The following is a 22,113-nucleotide window of genomic DNA, read 5'->3' on the forward strand; positions in this document are numbered from 1 at the left end:
CGATGTGTGCGGCGCGCGAATGTGCGCGTTCCGTCACAGAAGGCGCTACGGCCGCGCGTGTTCGGAACTCCGGACACCCACTTGTTCGTCCTCGTGCCCGTACGGCCGTCATGGGACGGCGGATCGGAACCGATCATCCCCTAGGGTCGTAGGCGCGGGGACGATGGTGTGCACGGCAGGTAGTGAGGCGACGGTATGGCACAGCAGGCGTATGTGGCGGAGACGGACGACGGCGGCTCGGGGGACGAGCCGCGCGGATCCCGGCTCCGGCGCCTGTGGAACAGACTGACCGACGGCTGGCGCGGCGATCCGCGGATCTGGCGCCGGGGCATGGTCCTCGCCGCGCTCGCGATCCTCCTGGCCCTCGTCATGCTGCTGCACTCGCGCATCCCGAACCGGATCGGCAACCTCGGCAGCCTCACGGAGACGTTCCTGCCGTGGTTCGGGCTCGCGATCCCGGTCCTCCTGATCCTCGGCCTGGTCCGGAAGTCGGCGACCGCGCTCATCGCCGTCGTCCTCCCGACGGTCGTGTGGCTGAACCTCTTCGGCGGGCTCCTGCTCAGCGACAAGACCGGCACCGGCGGCGACCTGACGGTGGCCACGCACAACGTCAACGCGGAGAACCCCGACCCGGCCGGCACGGCCCGCGACGTCGCCGCGTCCGGCGCGGACATCGTCGCCCTGGAGGAACTGACCGCGTCGGCGGTCCCGACGTACGAGAAGGCCCTCGCGTCGACGTACAGGTACCACTCGGTCGAGGGCACGGTCGGGTTGTGGAGCAAGTACCCGATGACCGGCGTCAAGGCCGTGGACATAAAGCTGGGCTGGACGCGCGCGATGCGCGCCACCGTCGCGACCCCCGAGGGACAGATCGCGGTCTACGTCGCCCACCTCCCCTCGGTGCGGGTGAAGATCGAGGCCGGCTTCACGGCCCGGCAGCGCGACACGAGCGCCGACGCGCTGGGTGAGGCCATCGCCGCCGAGCCGCTCAAGCGGAAGATCCTCCTCGGCGACCTGAACGGCACGATGAACGACCGCTCGCTGAACGCCGTCACCTCCCAGATGCGCTCCACACAGGGCGCGGCGGGCAGCGGCTTCGGGTTCAGCTGGCCGGCGTCGTTCCCGATGGCCCGGATCGACCAGATCATGGTCCAGGGCGTCGAACCGGTGTCCTCGTGGACCCTCCCGAAGACGGGCAGCGACCATCTCCCGATCGCGGCCCGTGTGAACCTCGACACGAGCTCGTAACCGCGTGGAATAGCGGGCCTGGGAGTCTTTGTTCCGTAACTGAACTTAAGCTCGGTAGTACGGAACTCCGCTCTCCCCAGAAAGGCACAGGCTCTTCCATGCCCCTGGCCCTGCTCGCGCTGGCCGTCGGCGCTTTTGGTATCGGCACCACCGAATTCGTGATCATGGGCCTGCTGCCCGAGGTCGCGGACGACCTGCACGTCTCCATCCCCACGGCGGGCCACCTGGTCTCGGCGTACGCGCTGGGCGTCGTCATCGGCGCCCCGCTCCTCGCCGCGGTCACGGCCCGCCTGTCCCGCCGCACGGTCCTGATCGGCCTGATGGCACTGTTCGTGGCGGGCAACGTCCTCTCGGCCTTCGCCGCGAACTACGACTACCTCCTGGCGGCCCGCTTCCTGAGCGGCCTGCCGCACGGCGCCTTCTTCGGCGTCGGAGCGGTCGTCGCCACGACGATGGTCGCGCCCGAACGCAAGGCCCGCTCCGTCTCCCTGATGTTCCTGGGCCTCACGGTCGCCAACGTCGTGGGCGTCCCGGCGGCAACGCTGATGGGCCAGCACCTGGGCTGGCGGGCCACGTTCCTCGGCGTCGGCGTGATCGGCGTGGGAGCGATAGCGTCCCTGGCGTTCCTGATCCCGCACGACCACGCACAGGCGCCCGCGGTGGGCCTGCGCCGCGAGATGGCGGCACTGAAGTCCCTCCCGGTCTGGCTGGCGCTGGGCACCACAGTGGCCGGCTTCGGCGCCCTGTTCTCGGCCTACAGCTACATCACCCCGATGCTCACGGACGCGGCCGGCTTCGCGGAGGGCAGCGTGACGCTGCTGCTGGCGCTGTTCGGCGTGGGCGCGACGGCGGGCAACCTGGTGGGCGGCCGCCTGGCGGACCACTCCCTGCGGGGCACGCTGTTCGGCGGCCTGACGTCCCTGGCCGTCGTCCTGGCCCTGTTCCCCGTCCTGATGACGACGGAGTGGACGGCGGGACTGGCGGTGATCCTGCTGGGCATGGCGGCGTTCGTGACGGGCTCCCCGCTCCAGCTGATGGTGATGGAAAAGGCGGCGGCAGGCCCGTCGTTGGCCTCCTCCGCGAACCAGGCAGCCTTCAACTTGGCCAACGCGGGCGGCGCTTGGATCGGCGGCCTGGCATTGGCGGCAGGCTTCGGAGCTACGTCCCCTGCGCTGGCCGGAGCGGTACTGGCCGTACTGGGGTTGGGAGTTGCCGCTACGGCGGCGACGGTGGACCGGCGCCGCGCGGTACCGGGGCGCGAGCGTGTGGTCGCGGCCCACGTCCCCGAACAGGCACCGGCGTTGCACCACTGACCTCCGCCCACCCTCCCACCCGTCTCGATCGGTGTTGGGAGGGGCACCGGCCGCTCGGCGGGCGTCGGTTGAGGATGACGCCGTACGAAGGCACCTCGTGGGCCCGGAGCCGCCTAGTCGAACCGCTCCAGATCCCGCAGCCAGGCAGTCGCCGACCCATCCGAAGGCGCCCGCCAGTCCCCCCGAGGCGACAACGACCCGCCCGCCGAGACCTTCGGCCCATTGGGCATCGCCGACCGCTTGAACTGGGCGAACCCGAAGAAGCGGCGGCAGAACACCTCCAGCCAGGACCGGATCTCCGGCAGGTCGTACGCGACCCGCTTGGCCTCGGGGAACCCGGGCGGCCAAGCCCCCGCCCCCACCTCGTGCCACGCGTGCCACGCCAGGAACGCGATCTTCGACGGGCGGAACCCGTACCGCAGCACATGGAACAGCGTGAAGTCGTGCAGCGCGTACGGCCCGATCTTCGACTCCGTGGACTGCATCTCCTCGCCCGGTACCAGTTCGGGGCTGATCTCCGTGTCGAGGATCGCGGTGAGGATCTTGCCGGTCTCCTCGTCGAACTGGTCGCTGCTGACGACCCAGCGGATCAGGTGCTGGATGAGGGTCTTCGGGACGCCGGAGTTGACGTTGTAGTGGCTCATCTGGTCGCCGACGCCGTACGTGGACCAGCCGAGCGCCAGTTCCGAGAGGTCACCGGTGCCGAGCACGATGCCGTTGTGCTGGTTGGCGAGGCGGAACAGGTAGTCCGTGCGCAGGCCCGCCTGGACGTTCTCGAAGGTGACGTCGTACACCGGCTCGCCGGAGGCGAAGGGGTGGTCCATCTCCTTCAGCATCAGCCGTGCCGTCGGCGTGATGTCCAGCTCGGCCGCCGTGACGCCGATCGCCCGCATCAACGCGTGCGCGTTGTCCTTCGTGTGGTCGCTGGTCGCGAAACCGGGCAGCGTCCACGCCAGGATGTCGCTGCGCGGACGCCCCGCGCGGTCCATCGCCCGCGCGGCGACGATCAGCGCGTGCGTCGAGTCGAGGCCGCCGGACACCCCGATGACCACCTTCGGGCCGCCGATCGCCGCGAGCCGCTGCTGAAGGCCCTCGACCTGGATGTTGTACGCCTCGTAGCAGTCCTGGGCGAGCCGCTCCGCGTCGGCCGGCACGAACGGGAAGCGTTCCAGACGCCGGCGCAGTCCCAAGTCCGTGAGCGGCGGGGCGAGTTCGAAGGAGACCGTGCGGAAGTCGGCCGTCCTCGCCCGGTGCGTACGGCGGTTGTCGTCGAAGGTGCCCATCCGCTGCCGCTCCTGCCGCAGCAGGTCGAGGTCGATGTCGGCCACCGCGTACTCGTCGCCCAGCGGGAAGCGTTCCGTCTCGGCCAGCAGTGCGCCGTTCTCGTAGACCATCGCCTGGCCGTCCCAGGACAGGTCGGTGGTCGACTCGCCGAGGCCGGCCGCCGCGTAGACGTACGCGGCGAGGCAGCGCGCGGACGCCGAGCGGCAGAGCAGTTTGCGGTCCTCCGCGCGGCCGACCGTGATCGGGCTGCCGGAGAGGTTGACGAGGACCGTCGCGCCCGCCAGCGCGGCCTCGGCACTCGGCGGCACCGGCACCCACATGTCCTCGCAGATCTCCGCGTGCAGCACGAGGGACGGTACGTCCTGCGCCGCGAACAGCAGATCCACCCCGAACGGCACGCTCTCGCCGCCCACTTGGATCGAACCGCCGCGCTCGTCCGCGCCGTCGGCGATCTGGCGGCGCTCGTAGAACTCGCGGTAGTTCGGGGGATACGACTTCGGTACGACACCCAGGACCCGGCCCCGGTGCACCAGCACCGCGCAGTTGTAGATCCGGTTGCGGTGGCGCAGCGGGGCGCCGACGACCAGCACCGGCAGCAGGTCCGCCGACCCCGTCACCACCTCCCGCAGCGCCTCCTCGACCTGGTCGAGGAGGACGTCCTGGAGGAGCAGGTCCTCGATGGAGTAGCCGCACAGGCCCATCTCCGCGAAGACGGCGACGGCGACACCCTCCTCGTCGCACCGGCGGGCGTGGCGCAGGACGGCCTCGGCGTTGGCGTGCGGGTCCGCGATCACGGTGTGGCCCGTGCAGGCGGCGACGCGGGCGAAGCCGTGCTGATAGATCGACCAGAAGTTCAGTGGAGGCACGGGGTCCACTGTAATCGCCTGTAATCGTCAGGGCGACGCAATGGGGTGGCGCGAGGTGTGGTGCACCCCACGCCACCCCACCGCAGGTGACTACGTGTTGCCGCTACGAGGTCAGTGGTGACCCTGCGAGCGGCTGAACGACGAGACGTAGCCGTCCGCGGGCGTGCCCACGCCGGTGACGTCGTCGTAGCCCTTCACCGCGGACAGCGAGCTGTCCTTGCCGAGGCTGCGGACCGAGGTCAGCAGGCCTTCGGAGGCGTCGAACGCGTTCGCGAAGTCCACGCGCGCCACCGCCAGGCCGGAGCCCGTCGGGTTGTCGGTCACGTCGTGGTAGGCCTTCGTGCCGTACTTGGAGTAGATCGACGGGTTGGCGAAACCGATCGCCTTGCCGCCGCGCGCCTCCTGGGCCAGGGCCTGGACCGCCGCGATCACCGGGGAGGCGAGCGAGGTGCCGCCGATCCGGTACTCGCTGTACTGCTCCGAACCGTCGGGGAAGGTCTGCGTCTGGCCGACCTTGAATCCGGTGTTCGGGTCGGCGATCGCCGAGATGTCCGGGACGACGCGGTTGCCGGTGGCGCTGTTGGCCTTGGCGAGCGCGTTCGGGACGACACCCTTCTGGTAGAAGGGCTCGGCCACGGTCTTGCTGGTGCCGCCGCCCGCGCCCGAGGTGAAGGCGCCGGGGAAGCTGGTCCAGCTCTTGCCGTCCGTGGACAGCGCGGCCTTCTCGGTGCCCCAGCCGGTCTCCCACAGGTACTTGTCGCCCTTGCCGACGGCGAGGGAAGTACCGCCGACCGCCGTGACCCACGCCGAGTTGGCCGGGGTGTCGACCTGCTTCACACCGGTGTTGGCGACCTCGTCGCCGTTGTCACCGGAGGAGAAGTAGAAGCCGATGCCCTCGACCGCGCCCAGCTGGAACACCTGGTCGTAGGCGGCCGCGAGGTCCGGGGTCTGGTTGGCCTCGATGTCGCCCCACGAGTTGGAGACGATGTCGGCCAGGTGGTTGTCGACGACCTTGCTGAGCGAGTCGAGCAGGTCGTCGTCCATGCAGGAGGCGGAGCCCACATACGTGACGTCGGCGGCCGGAGCCACCGCGTGCACGGCCTCGACGTCGAGGGTCTCCTCGCCGTACCAGCCCGAGGCGTCGCACTCGTCGGCGCCGGTGTTCGTGTACTGCGAGGGCAGGACCTGGTGCAGCTGGCTGGTCTTCCAGGACGCGTCGCCGTGGTTCTTCGCGTACTTGGCCGCGTCGAAGGCGATCGTCGGGGAGGCGTACGCGTCGGTGATCGCGACCCGCACCCCCTTGCCCGTGTACTTGCCCGCGCCGTAGGCGGCACGCAGCTGCTTGCCGGTGTAGCCCTCGACGGCGTACGGGATCTTCTTGCCGTACGCGCTGGGCAGCGTGGTGGCGGTCTTGGAGCCGTAGTACGAGGAGAACGGCCCCGAGTTCTTGAACACCGCGGTCGGACCCGGCAGCGCGTCGTCGTGGTTCGCCGTGTGCGGCGCGTTGTCCAGACCGGTGACGGTCAGGACGGCACCGTTGAGGCTGTCCGGCGCGGAGGCCGTCTTCGACGGGGCGCGGTAGGTCTTCGAGCCCTTCGAGTAGTTGTGCAGCGAGGTGCTGAACGCCTTCTCGACCGCGGCCACGTCACCGGAGACCGTGACGTAGTGCTGCGTGGTGCCGGTGACCTTCAGCCCGGCGGACTTCAGCCAGGACTTGACGGCGGTCACCTGGGCCGTCGTGGCGCCGAAGCGCTGCTGCACCTGAGCGGCGCTCAGGTACTTGCCGTACAGGGCCGAACTCGGGTCCGAGACGGACTTGGCGTACGCCGCGAGGCCGGAGGCGTTCCGGCCGGCGAGGTAGACCCGGGCGGAGACCTTGGAGCTGTCGGAGGTAGCTCCCTTGTCCGCCTTGGCCGTCGCCCACGCGGGCTTGGTGCCCGCGAGCGAGTCCCGGCCCGGGCTGTCCGCGGCGTGCGCCGCGGGTATGCCGAGCGCCAGCGCCCCGGCGATCATGGGCAGTGTCGCTGCCATGCTCACGCCGGCGCGCCTGGTGGCGCGATTGGATCTCATAAAACCCCCTGCTATGCGGTTCGACGCATGGAGTGGTTGGTCGTCGTCGATCCGTACGGAACCCGCGGCGGGAAGGCCCGTGGATGGATCACACGTGGGGGCCACTCTTTCGATGAACCGTTCATGCCAGGGGAACGCAAAAGTCAAGAGAAGCCCAAGGAACCGTCACTCGGGGCGAATTGGGGGCTTTTTTCCTTACGGGCGTGTAACGAACGACCGGTGATGCTTTACGAACGCGCTTTTGCGCCACGTTCCTTGAGCATGTCGGCCATCAACTGGATCTCCGACTGCTGCGCGTCGACCATCCCCTGCGCCAGCCGCTTCTCCACCCCCACCCGGCACTTCTCCACACACCCCTCGGCCATGTGGATACCGCCCTTGTGATGGTCCGTCATGAGCTGCAGGAAGAGCACCTCGGCGGGCTTGCCGCTCAGCGTGTTCAGCTTCTTCAGCTCGGTGTTGGTCGCCATCCCCGGCATCAGCGCGCCGTCCTTGCCGGACGCCATGTCGCCCATGCCCATCCAGGTCATCGGCGGGTCGGCCGACACCTTCGGAAGGTTCCACAGGTCCAACCAGCCCAGCAGCATGCCCCGTTGGTTGGCCTGCGTCTGCGCGATGTCGTATGCGAGGCGCCGTACTTCCACGTTCTTCGTCCGGTCCCGCACGATGTACGACATCTCGACGGCCTGCTGGTGATGGACCGCCATGTCCCGCGCGAAGCCCGCGTCCGCCGAACCGGCCGTAGGAGTGGGGGAGTTGGTCGACGATCCGCCGTCCTCGGCGACCGCGTACGTGATCGCGCCGGCCGCGACGAGCGCCGTCGCCGCGGCCCCCGCGATCAGAGCCGCGGACCTCACTGCGACAGCCCGCCCGTGCACGCGGCGCCCGGCTCCGGCGTCTGGCTGCCCTGCACGAACTTCTCGAAGAACGTGTTCACGGCCGGGTCGCTCGCGCTCTTCACGGTCCGCTGGTGCCCCCACGCCGACAGCGTGATCGGGTCCTTCTGGCTGTCGTACGGGCTCATCAGCGAGTACGGAGTCGACTTCACCTTGGTCGCGAGCGCCTTGACGTCGGCCGCCGAGGCCTTCTTGTTGTACGTCACCCACACCGCGCCGTGCTCCAGCGCGTGCACCGCGTTCTCGTCCTTGACGGCCTTGGTGTAGACGTCGCCGTTGCAGTTCAGCCAGACCGGGTTGTGGTTGCCGCCGACCGGCGGGTGCATCGGGTAGTTCACCGTGCCCGTGACGTGGGTGCGGCCCAGCTTGCCCTTCCACGTGTTCACGCCGTCCGCGCCCGCGACGAAGTGCCCCGAAGCGGAGTTCTTCGAGTCGCTCGCGGAACTGTCCTTCTTGCCGGACTGCGCGTGCACGACCGCGACCCCGCCGACGACGAGACCGGCGACGACCACCGCGCTCGCCGCGATCTTCACGATCCGGCCGCGTCGCTCGCGGGACTGCTCGGCGCGCCGCATCTCCTCGATGCGGGCCTTGCGCGCCGCGGTACCGGTGTTCTTGGCGGAACCCATGAGGTATGTGTCCTTTTTGGGGGAAGGGACGGGGAAGGTGAGGGAAGGTCGGGCCTTGCTGATCGTAGTGGGCGGAAACACGTTCTCGTAGGGCACCCACAGCAAAGTCGGGGGAACACCAGGGTCACCCCCGGACCAGGCATTACGAATGTCAGTCCGAGCAGGCAAGATGGTCGGAAGAGGGGCAACAGCGCAGGACACCCGCCGTACGCGAGCCGTTCAGCCCGAGGTCGGCCTGCCGATCAAGGTCGGCAACGCGCACGAAATGGTGTTGTGGTGGGATGCTCAGGTGCCCGACCGCCTCCTGCGGTACGAGGACAGGCGGCCTGACCAGCAAGGATGGGGAAGCGGAAGATGGACAAGCAGCAGGAGTTCGTGCTCCGGACGTTGGAGGAGCGCGACATCCGGTTCGTACGGCTGTGGTTCACGGACGTGCTGGGCTTCCTCAAGTCCGTCGCCGTGGCCCCCGCCGAGCTGGAACAGGCCTTCGACGAGGGCATCGGCTTCGACGGCTCCGCGATCGAGGGCTTCGCCCGGGTCTACGAGTCCGACATGATCGCCAAGCCGGACCCCTCCACCTTCCAGGTCCTGCCGTGGCGCGCGGAGGCACCCGGCACGGCTCGCATGTTCTGCGACATCCTCATGCCGGACGGCTCCCCGTCCTTCGCGGACCCGCGCTATGTCCTGAAGCGCGCCCTCGCCAAGACCTCCGACCTGGGCTTCACCTTCTACACCCACCCGGAGATCGAGTTCTTCCTCCTGAAGGACCGCCCCCTGGACGGCTCCCGCCCGACCCCCGCCGACAACTCCGGCTACTTCGACCACACCCCGCAGAACGTGGGCATGGACTTCCGCCGCCAGGCGATCACCATGCTGGAGTCGATGGGCATCTCGGTCGAGTTCTCGCACCACGAGGGCGCCCCGGGCCAGCAGGAGATCGACCTGCGTTACGCGGACGCGCTCTCCACCGCCGACAACATCATGACGTTCCGCCTGGTCATGAAGCAGGTGGCGCTGGAGCAGGGCGTGCAGGCGACGTTCATGCCGAAGCCGTTCTCGGAACACCCGGGCAGCGGAATGCACACGCACCTCTCCCTCTTCGAGGGAGACCGGAACGCGTTCTACGAGTCCGGCTCCGAGTACCAGCTCTCCAAGGTCGGCCGCTCCTTCATCGCGGGCCTGCTGAAGCACGCGGGCGAGATCTCCGCCATCACCAACCAGTGGGTCAACTCCTACAAGCGCATCTGGGGCGGCTCCGAGCGCACGGCCGGTGCCGGCGGCGAGGCCCCCTCGTACATCTGCTGGGGCCACAACAACCGCAGCGCCCTGGTCCGGGTCCCCATGTACAAGCCCGGCAAGACCGGCTCCGCGCGCGTGGAGGTCCGCTCCCTGGACTCGGGCGCGAACCCGTACCTGGCCTACGCCCTCCTCCTGGCCTCCGGCCTCAAGGGCATCGAAGAGGGCTACGAACTCCCCCCGGGCGCCGAGGACGACGTCTGGGCCCTCTCCGACGCGGAACGCCGCGCGATGGGCATCGAGCCGCTCCCGCAGAACCTGGGCGAGGCCCTGACCCTGATGGAGCGCAGCGACCTCGTCGCCGAGACCCTGGGCGAGCACGTCTTCGACTTCTTCCTGCGCAACAAGAAGGCGGAGTGGGAGGAGTACCGCTCCGAGGTGACCGCGTTCGAGCTGCGGAAGAACCTGCCGGTCCTCTGAGCGGAGGTTCGTCCACGCGGGCTCACCTGCCGGTCGGCAGCTTCGCCGTGATCGATCGGGCGGCCCCGGTCATCTTGTCGTTCGACACGGTGACCGGGGCCGACGGCGTGTTCGTGGCGGTCGCGTGGGTCAGGACCCAGTTCCGGGATCCCGCGTTCCACCCGACGAAGGCGAGCTGTTGCTTCGTCTGGGTCTGGTACGCGGTTTCTCGGAACGCCTGCCGGCCCAGGGTGTTCACCGTGTCGACCTGTACGTCGCGCATCCCCGCCGAGGACGGGTTCGCGGCCAGGTTGTGCGCGGCGGAGGTGTAGTCGCAGACGTCCGGGGCGGCACCCTTGTTGGGGCTGACCCGGGCCGCCGCACGCCCACCGACTGCGTCCGGTGGTCGGTCGACGAGTTGCCGGCCATGTCGTGCGAAGAGTTCTCCGAGTTCTGCAGGCACTTCCGGCTCGCCGCCGAGGCGACCCGCGGGGACGCGAGCAGCGCCATCGGCGCCAGCGCCGGCGTCGCCGGCCTCATCCACTTCTTCCCTGTCTACTTCCGTGCGACCACGGAATCCCCACTACGGCGCGTGTCGGCGTCGACCGTCACCCTTGTCTCCTCTGAGTCGTGCGCCGGCAGCGTGCGCCGGGCGTCTGACACCGAGATTCGACGCCGGGGAGTTGTTCGGACAGCCGTCCCCCAGGGGCCAATCAATTGCCTGACCCGCGGCTTACTTCAGGAACGCCGGAGACACCGCCGCGCTGCTGATCCGCCGCGAGCTTCCCGTGCCGTCGGCCGGGACCTCGTAGAGATCCGCTCCGTAGTCGCCGGGCATGGCGTAGACGATCGTGTGGGCGTCGCGCCAGACGGCCTGGTCGTCGACGCTCCTCGGCTCCGCCAGCGAAGTCTCGTGCATCGTGCGGAGGTTGAGGACGTACAGGTGCCAGGGGGCGTCCTTCGGGAGGCCCTTCACGCGTTTCTTGTACGCGATGCGTGTGCCGTCGGGGGAGAGGGACGGGCATTCGACGTTGGCGTGGAGCGTGGTGACCGTGCGCGTGCGCAGGTCGCCCCTGACCAAGTAGGTGCTGCCCGTTGTCGCCAGCGTCGCGTAGAACGTGCGGTCGTCCGACGCGAAGGTCACACCCCAGAAGTTGACGTCGGCCGCGTGGTAGATGTGCCCGTCCTTGAGGATGCGGAACGACTCCAGGGACGGGATCAGCTGCCCCGTCCTCGTGTCCACGATCGCCGCCCGCGTCGAGAAGTTCGTGCCCGCGTACGAGTCGCCGCCCACGAACGCCGTCCACGCGGCGAAGTGGCCGGTGGGGGAGACGCGGGCGCGGGAAGGGATGCCGGGGACGTCGTAACGGGCCGTCTCCTTGAGGTGGGCGTCGAGGATCAGCGCGCGGTACGTGTCCGTGACCGTGCCGTGTACCGCCTGGAGGCAGACCCCGGTGCCCGAACTGGCGTAGAAACGCAGGCACTTGACGCCTGCGGCGGTGCGGGGGCCGGAGGGATCGGACGCCGGGACCGTGGTGAGTTCGTCGCGGTGCGGGCCCCAGGCCATGTTGCGGAACACCATGGTGCCGGGGGCTGTGAGCGTGATCCTGCCCGCGGTGATCTTCGGGCCGCCGGGCTGGGTCTCGGTCCGCCGCTCGGCGCGGGCCGACGCGTGCAGGATCGAGGCCACCGCCACTACGGCGAGTGCGGCCACGGCGGCGACGAGGACCAGGATGCGGTTGCGCAGGGTCATGAGGCGGGCTCCAGAACTGATCGGCCGGGGCGGAGCGTCAGGGCGAACACCGCGCAGACCGCCAGCGCCGCCGCCGACGCCATGAGCGCCGTACGGTCGCCCCACAGCGTCCACGCCGCACCGAAGCCCAGCGAGCACACGAACCGCGCCGCCGCCTGGCCCGTCTGCACCAACGCGAGCCCCGACGACCGCAGTTCCTCCGGCACGCTGTCCGAGGCCGCGGCCATCAGCACGCCGTCGGTCGCCGCGTAGAAGGCGCCGTGCAGGAGGAGGACGGCGTAGGGGAGGGCCGTGCCGTGCCAGGAGGTCAGCAATATGGCGTACGCCGTGAGGAGGGCGCCGTGGCCGCCGAGGAACACCCGCCAGCGGCCGACACGGTCCGCGAGCCGGCCCAGGGGTACGGCCAGGAGCAGGAACGCCGCCGCCGTGCCGAGCGGCAGCAGCGCGAACCAGCGGTCGGGGACACCGAGTCGCCGTTGCAGCAGCAGGTACACGAAGGAGTCGCTGACCGTCGCGAGGCCGAGGAGGAGCGCGCAGACGGTGATACGGCGGAGGTCGCGACGGGCGAGGAGAGCGAACGCTGCGCGGAGGGTCGGGCGTACGGCCTCCTCACCTACGTCCTTTGCCCCTACGGCCCTCTCCCCTACGGCCCTTGCCCCTACGACCCTCTCCCGTGCGGCTTTCTCCTTGCGGGGCGCGGCAGTTGACGACGACCCCGGCACGAACAGCACCAGCACCAGGACGCCGACCACCGCCACGCAGAAGCTCACCGTGAACACCGCGTCGTAGCCGTCCACCGTCGCCCGGAGGATCAGGAACGCCACCAGCGGGCCGAGCAGCGCGCCCGCCGTGTCCATCGCGCGGTGTACCCCGAAGGCACGACCCCGGTTCTCCGGGGTGGAGGAGAGGGAGATCAACGCGTCGCGCGGTGCCGTACGCAGGCCCTTGCCCGTGCGGTCGGCGGCGAGGACCAGGCCGATGGGGGTGAGGGTGTGGGCCAGCAGGAGGAGCGGTTTGCAGGCCGCCGAGACGGCGTAACCGATGCCCGCCACCCACTTGTGCCGGCCGCCGCCCCGGTCGGCGAGGTGGCCGCCGACCAGCCGGACGAGTGCCGAGAAGCCGTTGTAGATGCCGTCCAGGAGTCCGAAGCCCAGCGGGGACAGGCCGAGGCCCGTCACCAGGTACAGCGGGAGGACCGCGGTCACCATCTCGGACGACACGTCGGTGATCAGGCTGACCGCGCCGAGTGCGAAGACGGTGGGGGTCACGGCGGCGGACACCCGCGCCGTACTACGGGTCGTACCCGTAGTACTCCCGGCACTTGGGTCGGCGTTGGCGCGGCTGTCCGCCACGTACATCTCAGGACGCCCAGATGCCGGTGATGTCGGCGGCCGAGGCCGCGTTGCCCGCGTGGGTGGTCAGGCCCTGGGAGTCCTCCAGGGTCCGCAGCAGGTTGTAGTGGTTGTACGTGGTCGAGGACGTCGAACCCGCCTTCACCGGCTGGCCGTAGAAGACCGTGGGGATGCGGTTGCCGCTGAGCAGGTTGTCCTCGTCGAAGGTGACGACGAGCAGGCTGTTGTGGGTCTTGGCCCAAGTGGCGTACGCGCCGAGGTTGTTCTTCACCCAGGTGTCACCGGTCGCCACCGAGCAGTCGTGCATGTCGCTGCACAGGTTGGGGGTGACGAAGGAGATGTCGGGCAGGGTCGTGTAGTCCGTCGGGAACTGCGTGAACGTCTTCGCCGTGGACGTCGCGACGTTGGAGAAGCCGAACCAAGGGTTGTGCTTGCGCGCGTAGTTGCCGCTGCTGCACGTCGTCGAACCCTGGCTCGGCAGCGTCTCGTTGTAGCTCGCCCAGGTGCCGCCCGCGGCGGTCACCTCGGAGGCGAGGTTCGCGGCCGAGGAGAAGCCCGCCGTGTAGCAACTGTCGCTGGTGATCCCCTGGGTGGAGCCGGAGAACAGCGCGAAGTAGTTCGGCTGGCTCGGGTGGGTGATCCCGTACGACTGGGTGAGGGCGGCGCCGCCGGTCGCGAGCGAGTTGATGTAGGGGGCACTGGAGGAGCCGACGACCTGGCTGTAGGCGTGGTTCTCCATCACCACCACGACGACGTGGTCCGGGGTCGGCACCCCGGTCGCGGCGTGCGCGGTCGAGATGCCTCCGAACCCGGTCCAGACCCCGACGGCGGCTGCCGAGAAAGCGAGCGCGGACGCCACGGCGGCGCGGCTGCGGCGGTACACGGAACTGGCGGGGCCAACGGGACTGGCGGGGCCGCCGGAACTGCCGGGACGACCGGACACTTCTTCACTGCCGGACACATCTACCTCCGGGTGGGGGGAGGACGGGGGTGACGGTGCGAAACGAGCATGCACACGCCAAGATGCCCGTGCCCCACCGCTCCCAACCCGGCGGATGAAGAAGTGGTGAACTACTCCTGCAGCGCCGCCAGTTGGGCCAGCACCTGGTGCAGCGGCTCGGCGGCCCGCTTCCGGTACTCCTGGATCGCCCAGCCGTTCCCGTCCGGGTCCTTGAAGTACATGAACGTCGCCCCGTCCTGCGGCGCGAACTGCACCGGCTCGCTCACCTCAAGTCCGCGCGCGGTCAGCTCGTCGTAGGCCGCCTTCGCGTCCTGCACGCACAGCTGCATGCCGTGGTAGGTCCCGGGCTGCGGGGATCCGGTCGGGATCCGCAACCCGTCGACCAGCGCGATCGAACAGCCCGAGCCCGGCGGCGTCAGCTGCACGATCCGTACGCCCTCCATCACCTCGCCGTCGAGATCCACGTGGAAGCCGACCTTGTCCCGGTAGAACTCCTTGGCCCGGTCCACGTCCGAGACGGGCAGCACGATCACTTCGAGGGTCATGTCCATGGCTTGACTCCTTTGTCAGGCGCGTCACTCGAACCGCCACCGCGTCTGGCTGAACGGCTCCCCCTTACCGAAGCCGAAAACCGTGCGCTGCGCCACAGCGAAGACGTACGCGTACCCGGAACCGTGATGAAACGCCCCGTCCCGCACGTCGAAGCGCCGCAAGCCGCCGTACTTGGCCTCCCACGCGGCGGCCAGTTCCCGCAGCCGGCCCTCGTCCACGACCCGCGCCTTGCGCTCCTCGGGCCCGGTGCGGAAGTGCAGCGCGCCGTCCGCCCACACCGCGGGCAGGGGCGTCACATGTGGCCGCCCGTCCGGCCGTACCGTCGAGATCCAGGAGTCCCTGAGTCGTGGATCATCGGCTTCTCCCTGTGTCCGTCCGTGTCGGTCCGTCCCTGGTGGTACGGGGCAGACCCCGTACCCCTCCGGAACTCATCGCCGCACGCCCCGGCGCCACCGCCCGCACCTGCGGTTAGGCTCGGGACGTTACGACCTAGATCCGTACGACCTTGATCCGAACGACCCAGATCCGAGGGAGGCCGAGGATGACGGCGCCGGGGCGCAGAAGCAGCACCTTCACGCGACTGCTGCGGCACGGCTTCACCGATCCCTCGGCTGCCGAGCGGCTCCTGGAGAGCGCGGAGCTGGCGCCGATAAGGAACGACCCGGTCCTGCTGGAGGCGCTGGGCGCCACCGCCGACCCCGACCTGGCCCTGCAGGGTCTGGTACGGCTGCTGGAGGCGCAGCCCGAGGACACCCCCCGCCGCGAACTGCTGGACACCCTGATCGCGGCGAAGCCCTTGCGCGACCGGCTGCTCGGCGTCCTCGGTGCCTCCGCCGCCCTGGGGGATCACCTCGCCCGGCACCCGCGCGACTGGCACGCCCTCGTCATGTACGAGCCCCGCGACCTCCACCCCGGGGTGGAGGAGTTCGAGCGCGGGCTGGCCGAGGCCACCGACCCGGTCGCCCTGCGTGTCGCCTACCGCCGCTGCCTGCTGTCCATCGCCGCCCGTGACGTGTGCGGCACCACCGACCTCGCGCAGACCGCCGCCGAACTCGCCGACCTCGCCACCGCCACCCTGCGCGCCGCCCTCGCCATCGCGAGCGCCGCCGCGCCCGACGACGCCGCGCTGTGCCGTCTCGCGGTGATCGCGATGGGCAAGTGCGGTGGCCACGAGCTGAATTACATCTCCGACGTCGACGTCATCTTCGTCGGCGAGGCCGTCGAGGGCGCCGACGAGGGCAAGGCGGTCCGCGCGGCCACCAAGCTCGCCGCGCACATGATGCGGATCTGCTCCGAGACCACCGTCGAGGGATCCATCTGGCCCGTCGACGCGAATCTGCGCCCCGAGGGCCGCAACGGTCCGCTGGTCCGCACCCTCGCCAGCCACCTCGCCTACTACCAACGCTGGGCCAAGACATGGGAGTTCCAGGCCCTGCTCAAGGCCCGCCCGGTGGCCGGCGACCTCGCGCTCGGCGCGGAGTACGTCGACGCGCTCGAACCCCTCGTGTGGAAGGCGGCCGAGCGCGAGAACTTCGTCACCGACGTGCAGAAGATGCGCCGCCGGGTCGTCGAGAACATCCCCGCCGCCGAGATCGACCGCGAACTGAAGCTCGCCCCCGGCGGCCTCCGGGACGTCGAATTCGCCGTCCAGCTCCTGCAGTTGGTGCACGGCCGCGCCGACACCTCGCTGCGCAGCGGCACCACGCTCGTCGCCCTTGAGGCCCTCGCCGCCGGCGGCTACGTCGGCCGCGAGGACGCCGCCCGCCTCGACGACGCCTACCGCTTCCTGCGCACGATGGAACACCGCATCCAGCTCTACCGGTTGCGGCGCACCCACCTCGTCCCCGTCGAGGAGGCCGACCAGCGCCGTCTCGGCCGCTCGATGGGCCTGCGCACCGACCCCGTCGCCGAGTTGAACCGCGAGTGGAAGCGGCACGCCACCGTCGTACGACGTCTGCACGAGAAGCTCTTCTACCGCCCGCTGCTCGACGCGGTCGCCCAACTCGCCCCCGGCGAGACCAGGTTGAGCCCGCAGGCGGCCCGCGAGCGGCTGGTCGCCCTCGGCTACAGTGACCCGGCGGCGGCCCTTCGCCACATCGAGGCCCTCGCCTCCGGCGTCACCCGCAAGGCAGCCATCCAACGCACCCTGCTGCCCGTCTTGTTGGGCTGGTTCGCGGACTCCGCCGACCCGGACGCGGGCCTCCTCAACTTCCGCAAGGTGTCCGACGCGCTCGGCAAGACCCCTTGGTACCTACGGCTGTTGAGGGACGAGGGCGCCGCCGCCGAGAACCTCGCCCGCGTCCTCTCGGCCGGCCGCCTCGCCCCCGACCTCCTCATGCGCGCCCCCGAAGCGGTCGCCCTCCTCGGCGACGGCGACGGCGGCAGCGGCCTCGAACCCCGCGAACGCGCCCACCTGGACCAGGAGATACTGGCCGCGGTCGGCCGCGCCGACGACGCCGTCCAGGCCGTCACCTTCGCCCGGGGTGTCCGCCGCCGCGAACTCTTCCGTACGGCCGCCTTCGACATCGTCGGCTCCTACGGCACCGAGACCCAGTCCGCCGAGGCCGACCAGGGCGCCCTCGTCGACCGGGTCGGCGGCGCCGTCTCCGACCTCACCGCCGCGACCCTCGCCGGCACCCTGCGCGCGGTGGTCCGCGCGGGCTGGGGCGACACCCTCCCCACCCGCTTCGCCGTCATCGGCATGGGCCGCTTCGGCGGCCACGAACTGGGCTACGGCTCCGACGCGGACGTCCTGTTCGTGCACGAGCCCCGCGAGGGCGTGCCCGAGCGCGAGGCCTCCGAGGCGGCCAACAAGGTCGTCTCCGAGATGCGGCGCCTGCTTCAGGTCGCCAGTTCGGATCCGCCGCTGCTGATCGACGCGGACCTGCGTCCCGAGGGCAAGTCGGGGCCGCTCGTACGGTCGTTGAACTCCTACGAGGCGTACTACCGCCGGTGGTCGCTGGTCTGGGAGTCGCAGGCGTTGTTGCGGGCCGAACCTGTCGCCGGGGACGGGGAGTTGGGGCGGCGGTTCATCGAGCTGATCGATCCGCTGCGGTATCCGGCGGAGGGGCTGGGTGATGACGCCGTACGCGAGATTCGGCGGCTCAAGGCCCGGATGGAGTCCGAGAGGTTGCCCCGCGGGGCCGACCCCACTCTGCATACCAAGTTGGGGCGCGGGGGGCTGTCCGACGTCGAGTGGACCGTGCAGCTCATGCAGTTGCGGCACGGGTGGGCCGAGCCGGGGTTGCGTACCACGCGTACTCGGGCGGGGCTTGCCGCGGCTTGCGCTGCCGAGCTGATTTCCGTCGAGGACGCTTCGATACTGGACGAGGCTTGGGTGTTGGCCACCCGGGTTCGTAACGCGGTGATGTTGGTGCGGGGGCGGGCGGGAGACACGTTTCCGTCCGACCCGCGTGAACTCGCTGCCGTGGGGCGGTACTTGGGGTATGGGCCGGGGCATGTGGGGGACATGCTGGATGACTATCGGCGTACCACTCGTCGGGCGCGGGGTGTGGTGGACGTGTTGTTCTACGGGGCCTAGGCGGGTTGTTTTTGGCTGACCGCCGGTGGGGGCTGGTCGCGCAGTTCCCCGCGCCCGCGCCTTTTAGGGGCGCGGGGAACTGCGCGACCAGCCACGACGGCGCGGCACTGGAACGAACGCACGTTCCGGCCCCGCGGCGGAGCCGCATACCTACGCAGCCCGCGCAGCGCACGCAGCGTTCACGCCTTCGTGGGCAGCCACGTCCCGCTGGCCCCCCGTACCGCCACCGTCCTCGGCAGGGCGTACGGGAACGCGCCGTACCAGACGCGGGAGACCGTGAAGCCGAAGGTCAGGCAGAGCATGCCGCCCACCGCGTCGAGCCAGAAGTGGTTGGCCGTGGAGACGATGACCATGAGGGTCACCGCCGGGTAGAGCAGGCCGAGGATGCGGACCCACGGGAGTTTCGCCAGGGTGAAGATCGTCAGGCCGCACCACAGGGACCAGCCGATGTGCATGGACGGCATCGCGGCGTACTGGTTCGACACGTGTTTCAGGTCGCCCGACGCCATCGAACCCCAGGTCTGGTGGACCATGACCGTGTCGACGAAGTGGCCGCCGTTCATGAGCCGGGGCGGGGCCAGCGGGAAGAAGTAGTAGCCGACCAGGGCCACGGCCGTCGTCGCGAAGAGGACGAGGCGCGTCGCCGCGTACCGGCCCGGATGGCTGCGGAACAGCCACACCAGGACACCCAGCGTCACCACGAAGTGCAGTGTGGCGTAGTAGTAGTTCATCCCGACGATCAGCCAAGTCACCGAGTTCACGGCATGGTTGACCGACTGCTCGACGGCGATGCCGAGATGGTGCTCCACACGCCAGATCCAGTCGGCGTTCCGCAGCGCCTCGGTCTTCTGCTCCGGGACCGCGTTGCGGATCTGTGAGTACGTCCAGTAACTCACCGCGATCAGCAGGATCTCGAACCAGAGCCGGGGCCGGCGCGGAGTCCGCAACCGGCGCAGAAAACCCTGCCCCGCGGCGTCCGCGACGGGGCTCGGAACGGCTTCTTCACGGCCTTCCAATGTCGTCACGGTGGTCTCACCCATAGACACAAAGTCTGCCAGAAAAGGCTTCCGCGACCGATCATCCCTTGGTCGGGTCCGGCGCGCATGTTCTACGACGAGGAGAGGCCTCCGACTACAACCAGCGCACTGGGCGCAGCCGCGTTTCCTCCCCCTTAGGGACGATTCCGGTCCCCAGGGGCCGAAGCAGTGGACCCGCGCACCACCAGTTCCGGCATGAACACGAACTCGCTGTGCGGGGCGGGCGTCCCGCCGATCTCCTCCAGCAGCGTCCGTACCGCCGCCTGTCCCATCGCCGGAACCGGCTTGCGGATCGTCGTCAGCGGTGGATCGGTGAACGCGATCAGGGGGGAGTCGTCGAAACCGACCACGGAGACGTCCTTGGGTACGTCGAGACCCCGCTGCCGCGCCGCCCGGATCGCACCGAGCGCCATCATGTCGCTCGCGCACACCACCGCCGTACAGTCGCGGTCGATCAGTGCGGCGGCCGCGGCCTGCCCGCCCTCCAGGGTGTACAGCGAGTGCTGCACGAGCCGGGTCTCCACGTCCTCGGCGGTCAGGGCCAGCTGGTCCTGCATCGTGCGGACGAAGCCCTCGATCTTGCGTTGTACGGGTACGAACCGCTTGGGGCCCAGCGCCAGTCCGATGCGGGTGTGGCCGAGCGAGACGAGGTGGGTGACGGCGAGGGTCATCGCCGCGCGGTCGTCGGGGGAGATGAACGGCGCCTGCACCTTCGGCGAGAACCCGTCCACGAGCACGAACGGCACGCCCTGCGCCCGGAGTTGCTCGTAGCGCTGCATGTCGGCGGAGGTGTCCGCGTGCAGCCCGGAGACGAAGATGATGCCCGCGACGCCGCGGTCGACGAGCATCTCGGTCAGCTCGTCCTCCGTGGAACCGCCCGGGGTCTGGGTGGCGAGCACCGGGGTGTAGCCCTGCCGGGTCAGCGCCTGGCCGATGACCTGCGCCAGGGCGGGGAATATCGGGTTCTCCAACTCCGGTGTTATCAGGCCCACCAGGCCCTCGCTGCGCTGCCGCAGCCGTACCGGACGTTCGTAGCCGAGCACGTCGAGCGCGGCGAGGACGGACTGACGGGTGGTGGCGGCGACGCCAGGCTTGCCGTTGAGGACGCGGCTGACGGTCGCTTCGCTCACCCCCGCCTGGGCGGCGATGTCGGCAAGCCGTGTGGTCACGGGAGTGGACTGTACCGGCCGTCGGCGCGCTGCGGGTTGCTGCGTCATCGCGATCCCTCGTGTTCTGGTCGGCTGCTGGTCGACGTACGGCATGCGGCAAGAGCTTGCAGAGTCTTGCACAAGTGTCCCCCTGCCCGCTCAGCCGCACCAGTACTGGGTTTCGCGGGGGTCGAGGAGAGGTCACGGACGGGTAACTCTCGGGCCGTCTTGCAGTTTTTTGCAGCAAGGACTTTCGCCGCGCTTGCATCGCTGTTACGTTCGGCGACGCCCGGCGGACGCAACGGCGCAGTCGGCAAGTCGACAGGGCGGCGGACGGGACCACCGCCCTGCACCTCACGGGCTTTCACCCTCAAGGAGAACTCATGCGGCGTGGCATAGCGGCCACCGCGCTGGTGGCGTCCATCGCCCTCGCGGCGACGGCCTGCGGCGGCAGTGACAGTGACAGCGGCAAGTCGGACGGGCCGGTCACCATCACCTGGTGGGACACCTCGAACGCCACCAATGAGGCACCCACGTACAAGGCCCTGGTCGCCAAGTTCGAGGCGGCCAACAAGAACGTCAAGGTCAAGTACGTCAACGTGCCCTTCGACCAGGCGCAGAACAAGTTCGACACCGCCGCCGGCTCCAAGGGCGCCCCGGACGTGCTGCGTTCGGAGGTCGGCTGGACCCCCGCCTTCGCGAAGAAGGGCTACTTCCTGCCGCTCGACGGCACCGAAGCCCTCGCGGACCAGGCCAAGTTCAAGTCGAACCTGATCACGCAGGCCCAGTACGACGGCAAGACCTACGGCGTGCCGCTGGTCACCGACACCCTCGCGCTCGTCTACAACAAGGCCCTCTTCAAGCAGGCCGGCATCACCCAAGCGCCCACCACCTGGGACGAGTTGAAGACCGACGCGGCGACGATCAAGGCCAAGGCCAAGGTCGACGGCTACTGGGGCTCTACCCAGGCCTACTACGCGCAGACCTTCCTCTACGGCGAGGGCACCGACACCGTCGACGCCTCCGCGAAGAAGATCACCGTGGACTCCGCCGCCGCGAAGAAGGCCTACGGCACCTGGCTGAGCCTCTTCTCCGGCACCGGCCTGCACAAGGCCGACACCACCGCGGACGCCTACGCCCACATCCAGGACGCGTTCGTCAACGGCAAGGTCGCCGCGATCATCCAGGGCCCGTGGGAGATCACCAACTTCTACAAGGGCTCGGCCTTCAAGGACAAGGCCAACCTCGGCATCGCCACGATCCCGGCCGGCTCCACCGGCAAGTCCGGCGCCCCGACCGGCGGTCACAACCTCTCGGTCTACGCCGGCTCGGACTCCGCGCACCAGAAGGCGGCCCTGAAGTTCGTCAACTTCATGACCTCCGCCGCCTCCCAGTCGACGATCGCGCTGAAGAACTCGACGCTGCCGACCCGCGACGACGCCTACACCGCCGCCGTGAAGTCCGACCCGGGGATCGCCGGCTTCCAGAGCGTCCTCGGCGCCGCCCAGCCGCGCCCGGCGCTCGCCGAATACAGCTCCCTGTGGGGCCCGTTGGACACCGAACTGCCCAAGGTCGCCGGTGGCAAGGAGTCCCTCGACAAGGGCCTGGGCAACGCCGAGCTGGCGATCGCCAAGCTGGTCCCGGACTTCAGCAAGTAGCCCCGCATGGCCGTCGGATCCGCCGGATCAGGAACTGGGGGGACGGATCCGACGGCCATCGGCCTGCGCCGCCGTAGCCCGCGAACTCGCCGTAGTCCGCGAACTCGCCG

At 69.7% G+C, this 22,113-nt stretch carries 16 protein-coding genes and 1 pseudogene; 5 read left to right on the forward strand and 12 right to left on the reverse strand.

Translation table 11 applies throughout. The features are described 5' to 3' along the window. Positions 1 to 330: 330 nt before the first annotated feature. Positions 331 to 1,248, forward strand: a complete 918-nt coding sequence (locus OG226_RS34650) for an endonuclease/exonuclease/phosphatase family protein (protein WP_443044958.1) — start codon at positions 331 to 333, stop codon at positions 1,246 to 1,248. 98 nt (positions 1,249 to 1,346) lie between these two features. Further along, complete coding sequence (locus OG226_RS34655) at positions 1,347 to 2,561, forward strand: MFS transporter (RefSeq protein WP_329351083.1); 1,215 nt, start codon at positions 1,347 to 1,349, stop codon at positions 2,559 to 2,561. A 113-nt stretch (positions 2,562 to 2,674) separates the two neighbouring features. Here OG226_RS34655 and OG226_RS34660 read toward each other — a convergent pair whose 3' ends face one another. From OG226_RS34660 to OG226_RS34675, 4 genes are all read right to left on the reverse strand, one after another. Beyond that, entirely contained in the window at positions 2,675 to 4,711 is a 2,037-nt protein-coding gene (locus tag OG226_RS34660) for an NAD(+) synthase (protein WP_328683742.1), read from the reverse strand. Between the two features lie 111 nt (positions 4,712 to 4,822). Further along, the gene (locus OG226_RS34665; protein WP_328683743.1) at positions 4,823 to 6,742 is read right to left on the reverse strand and encodes a S53 family peptidase; all 1,920 of its coding nucleotides are present in this window, start codon (positions 6,740 to 6,742) and stop codon (positions 4,823 to 4,825) included. A 266-nt stretch (positions 6,743 to 7,008) separates the two neighbouring features. Continuing rightward, positions 7,009 to 7,638, reverse strand: a complete 630-nt coding sequence (locus OG226_RS34670) for a DUF305 domain-containing protein (protein ID WP_329351084.1) — start codon at positions 7,636 to 7,638, stop codon at positions 7,009 to 7,011. After that, positions 7,635 to 8,306, reverse strand: coding sequence for a DUF3105 domain-containing protein (locus OG226_RS34675; protein ID WP_329351085.1), 672 nt, complete (start codon positions 8,304 to 8,306; stop codon positions 7,635 to 7,637). Before OG226_RS34675 ends, OG226_RS34670 begins: the two co-directional genes overlap by 4 nt. A gap of 354 nt (positions 8,307 to 8,660) precedes the next feature. Between OG226_RS34675 and glnA the strand changes: the two genes are divergently transcribed. Further along, positions 8,661 to 10,022, forward strand: coding sequence for a type I glutamate--ammonia ligase (gene glnA, locus OG226_RS34680; RefSeq protein WP_327404576.1), 1,362 nt, complete (start codon positions 8,661 to 8,663; stop codon positions 10,020 to 10,022). A gap of 22 nt (positions 10,023 to 10,044) precedes the next feature. Here the strand turns inward: glnA and OG226_RS34685 are convergent, their stop codons facing one another. The 6 genes and pseudogenes from OG226_RS34685 to OG226_RS34710 all read right to left on the reverse strand — a co-directional run. Further along, positions 10,045 to 10,464: a hypothetical protein gene (locus OG226_RS34685; protein ID WP_329351086.1), complete on the reverse strand. Its 420-nt coding sequence runs from the start codon at positions 10,462 to 10,464 to the stop codon at positions 10,045 to 10,047. Between the two features lie 270 nt (positions 10,465 to 10,734). After that, the gene (locus OG226_RS34690; protein WP_328683747.1) at positions 10,735 to 11,754 is read right to left on the reverse strand and encodes a TolB family protein; all 1,020 of its coding nucleotides are present in this window, start codon (positions 11,752 to 11,754) and stop codon (positions 10,735 to 10,737) included. Further along, a complete protein-coding gene (locus tag OG226_RS34695; protein WP_328683748.1) occupies positions 11,751 to 13,112 on the reverse strand; it encodes an MFS transporter in 1,362 nt (453 codons plus the stop codon). Before OG226_RS34695 ends, OG226_RS34690 begins: the two co-directional genes overlap by 4 nt. 1 nt (position 13,113) lies before the next feature. Further along, entirely contained in the window at positions 13,114 to 13,989 is an 876-nt protein-coding gene (locus OG226_RS34700) for an alkaline phosphatase family protein (protein ID WP_328683749.1), read from the reverse strand. 188 nt (positions 13,990 to 14,177) lie between these two features. Beyond that, positions 14,178 to 14,618: a VOC family protein gene (locus OG226_RS34705; RefSeq protein ID WP_328683750.1), complete on the reverse strand. Its 441-nt coding sequence runs from the start codon at positions 14,616 to 14,618 to the stop codon at positions 14,178 to 14,180. Between the two features lie 24 nt (positions 14,619 to 14,642). Continuing rightward, positions 14,643 to 14,951, reverse strand: a pseudogene (locus OG226_RS34710) (pyridoxamine 5'-phosphate oxidase family protein); the annotation flags it as partial. Between the two features lie 209 nt (positions 14,952 to 15,160). Between OG226_RS34710 and OG226_RS34715 the strand changes: the two are divergent. Then, a complete protein-coding gene (locus tag OG226_RS34715; RefSeq protein WP_328683751.1) occupies positions 15,161 to 18,160 on the forward strand; it encodes a bifunctional [glutamine synthetase] adenylyltransferase/[glutamine synthetase]-adenylyl-L-tyrosine phosphorylase in 3,000 nt (999 codons plus the stop codon). Between the two features lie 179 nt (positions 18,161 to 18,339). Here OG226_RS34715 and OG226_RS34720 read toward each other — a convergent pair whose 3' ends face one another. Beyond that, a complete protein-coding gene (locus OG226_RS34720) occupies positions 18,340 to 19,200 on the reverse strand; it encodes a phosphatase PAP2 family protein (RefSeq protein WP_328683752.1) in 861 nt (286 codons plus the stop codon). A 131-nt stretch (positions 19,201 to 19,331) separates the two neighbouring features. Further along, positions 19,332 to 20,366 (reverse strand): LacI family DNA-binding transcriptional regulator, encoded by a 1,035-nt coding sequence (locus OG226_RS34725; RefSeq protein WP_318015932.1) that lies wholly within the window; start codon positions 20,364 to 20,366, stop codon positions 19,332 to 19,334. Between the two features lie 362 nt (positions 20,367 to 20,728). Here OG226_RS34725 and OG226_RS34730 point away from each other — a divergent pair, with 362 nt between their 5' ends. Beyond that, positions 20,729 to 22,003: an extracellular solute-binding protein gene (locus OG226_RS34730; protein ID WP_329351087.1), complete on the forward strand. Its 1,275-nt coding sequence runs from the start codon at positions 20,729 to 20,731 to the stop codon at positions 22,001 to 22,003. Positions 22,004 to 22,113 lie beyond the last annotated feature (110 nt).

Origin of the sequence: Streptomyces sp. NBC_01261 (genome assembly GCF_036226385.1) — a bacterium.
Classification (GTDB): domain Bacteria; phylum Actinomycetota; class Actinomycetes; order Streptomycetales; family Streptomycetaceae; genus Streptomyces.

Coding starts and splice junctions, on each gene's coding strand:
- OG226_RS34655 (WP_329351083.1), top strand. CDS start 1,347: ATGCCCCTGGCCCTGCTCGCGCTGGCCGTCGGCGCTTTTGGTATCGGC.
- OG226_RS34705 (WP_328683750.1), bottom strand. CDS start 14,618: ATGGACATGACCCTCGAAGTGATCGTGCTGCCCGTCTCGGACGTGGAC.
- OG226_RS34730 (WP_329351087.1), top strand. CDS start 20,729: ATGCGGCGTGGCATAGCGGCCACCGCGCTGGTGGCGTCCATCGCCCTC.
- OG226_RS34695 (WP_328683748.1), bottom strand. CDS start 13,112: ATGTACGTGGCGGACAGCCGCGCCAACGCCGACCCAAGTGCCGGGAGT.
- OG226_RS34665 (WP_328683743.1), bottom strand. CDS start 6,742: ATGGCAGCGACACTGCCCATGATCGCCGGGGCGCTGGCGCTCGGCATA.
- OG226_RS34690 (WP_328683747.1), bottom strand. CDS start 11,754: ATGACCCTGCGCAACCGCATCCTGGTCCTCGTCGCCGCCGTGGCCGCA.
- OG226_RS34715 (WP_328683751.1), top strand. CDS start 15,161: ATGACGGCGCCGGGGCGCAGAAGCAGCACCTTCACGCGACTGCTGCGG.
- OG226_RS34650 (WP_443044958.1), top strand. CDS start 331: ATGGTCCTCGCCGCGCTCGCGATCCTCCTGGCCCTCGTCATGCTGCTG.
- OG226_RS34720 (WP_328683752.1), bottom strand. CDS start 19,200: ATGGGTGAGACCACCGTGACGACATTGGAAGGCCGTGAAGAAGCCGTT.
- OG226_RS34675 (WP_329351085.1), bottom strand. CDS start 8,306: ATGGGTTCCGCCAAGAACACCGGTACCGCGGCGCGCAAGGCCCGCATC.
- glnA (WP_327404576.1), top strand. CDS start 8,661: ATGGACAAGCAGCAGGAGTTCGTGCTCCGGACGTTGGAGGAGCGCGAC.